The following is a 1,783-nucleotide window of genomic DNA, read 5'->3' on the forward strand; positions in this document are numbered from 1 at the left end:
ACATCACGGTATCGGATAACATCAAGCCTACCTTCACTGCTCCGGCGGATATCACTATCTACACCACGGATGCTTGTACTTACGATGCTTCGGTTGAGTTTACAGGCGATGTAACTGATGAAGCTGATAACTGTTCTACCGGATTGAATGCTACATTCTCTGATGCGGAGCCTGTAGCAGGTCAATGTGCTGGAGCTTACACTATTGTTCGTACCTGGTCTCTTACCGACTGTGCCGGTAATACCACTACACATACTCAAAACATCACGGTATCGGATAACATCAAGCCTACCTTCACTGCTCCGGCGGATATCACTATCTACACCACGGATGCTTGTACTTACGATGCTTCGGTTGAGTTTACAGGCGATGTAACTGATGAAGCTGATAACTGTTCTACCGGATTGAATGCTACATTCTCTGATGCGGAGCCTGTAGCAGGTCAATGTGCTGGAGCTTACACTATTGTTCGTACCTGGTCTCTTACCGACTGTGCCGGTAATACTACTACACATACTCAAAACATCACGGTATCGGATAACATCAAGCCTACCTTCACTGCTCCGGCGGATATCACTATCTACACCACGGATGCTTGTACTTACGATGCTTCGGTTGAGTTTACAGGCGATGTAACTGATGAAGCTGATAACTGTTCTACAGGATTGAATGCTACATTCTCTGATGCGGAGCCTGTAGCAGGTCAATGTGCTGGAGCTTACACTATTGTTCGTACCTGGTCTCTTACCGACTGTGCCGGTAATACCACTACACATACTCAAAACATCACGGTATCAGATAACATCAAGCCTACCTTCACTGCTCCGGCGGATATCACTATCTACACCACGGATGCTTGTACTTACGATGCTTCGGTTGAGTTTACAGGCGATGTAACTGATGAAGCTGATAACTGTTCTACAGGATTGAATGCTACATTTACAGATGGAGCTCCGGTAGTTGGCGCTTGTGCAGGATCGTACACTATTACCCGTACTTGGTCTCTTACCGACTGTGCCGGTAATACCACTACACATGCACAAACCATTAGCGTATCAGATAATACAAGACCTACTTGGGTAACTCCTGCTGGTAGTTTAGATGTAACACTGGAATGCAGCGATGCTCAAGGTTTGACTAATGCGCAAGCTCTTGCTCCGCAAGCGGTTGATAACTGTACAACTAATGTAACCTATATCAAAACTCCGGGAATTTTTGTTGCCGGGGATTGTCCCAACAGAGGTACTTATACCAATACTTGGATAGCCGTTGATGCTTGTTCTAATGCTACATTAAACGTATTTACTCAGGTAATTACAATTCAGGATACAACGAAACCGGTATTGGATACAACTAACTTTGATCCGAATCCTCAGGTTACTTGTAATAATATTCCACAGATACCAGTTTTACAGTTCTCAGATAATTGTTCTGCTGTAAATGTTCCTGCTCCGGTTGAAACACAAACACCGGTAGCCAATGGCACCTATACAATAACCAGAACATGGACTGCTTCTGATGCTTGCGGAAACGTAACTGTGGTGACTCAAACAGTCGATGTGACTATCGAGGTTCAAGTGGGAGATGAAATAACTTCACCTGATGAAATCTGTAATGATAAAACCACTCTTTGGGACTTAAACAGTTATTTATCAAACACTATCCCTACCAATGGAACATGGACTAATGTTGATAATGTTGGTGTATTGAATGGTTCCTTATTTAACGCATTTAATGTTGCTGAAGGGAATCACAAGTTTATATATACTTATGACAACGGTAG

Annotated in this window: 1 pseudogene; it reads left to right on the forward strand. The window is 43.5% G+C overall.

Features of this window, described 5'->3' with window-relative positions:
• Positions 1-1,783 (forward strand): annotated as a pseudogene (locus tag EZL74_RS13155) (gliding motility-associated C-terminal domain-containing protein); the annotation flags it as partial.

Origin of the sequence: Flavobacterium silvisoli (genome assembly GCF_004329815.1) — a bacterium.
Taxonomy (GTDB): Bacteria; Bacteroidota; Bacteroidia; order Flavobacteriales; family Flavobacteriaceae; genus Flavobacterium; species Flavobacterium silvisoli.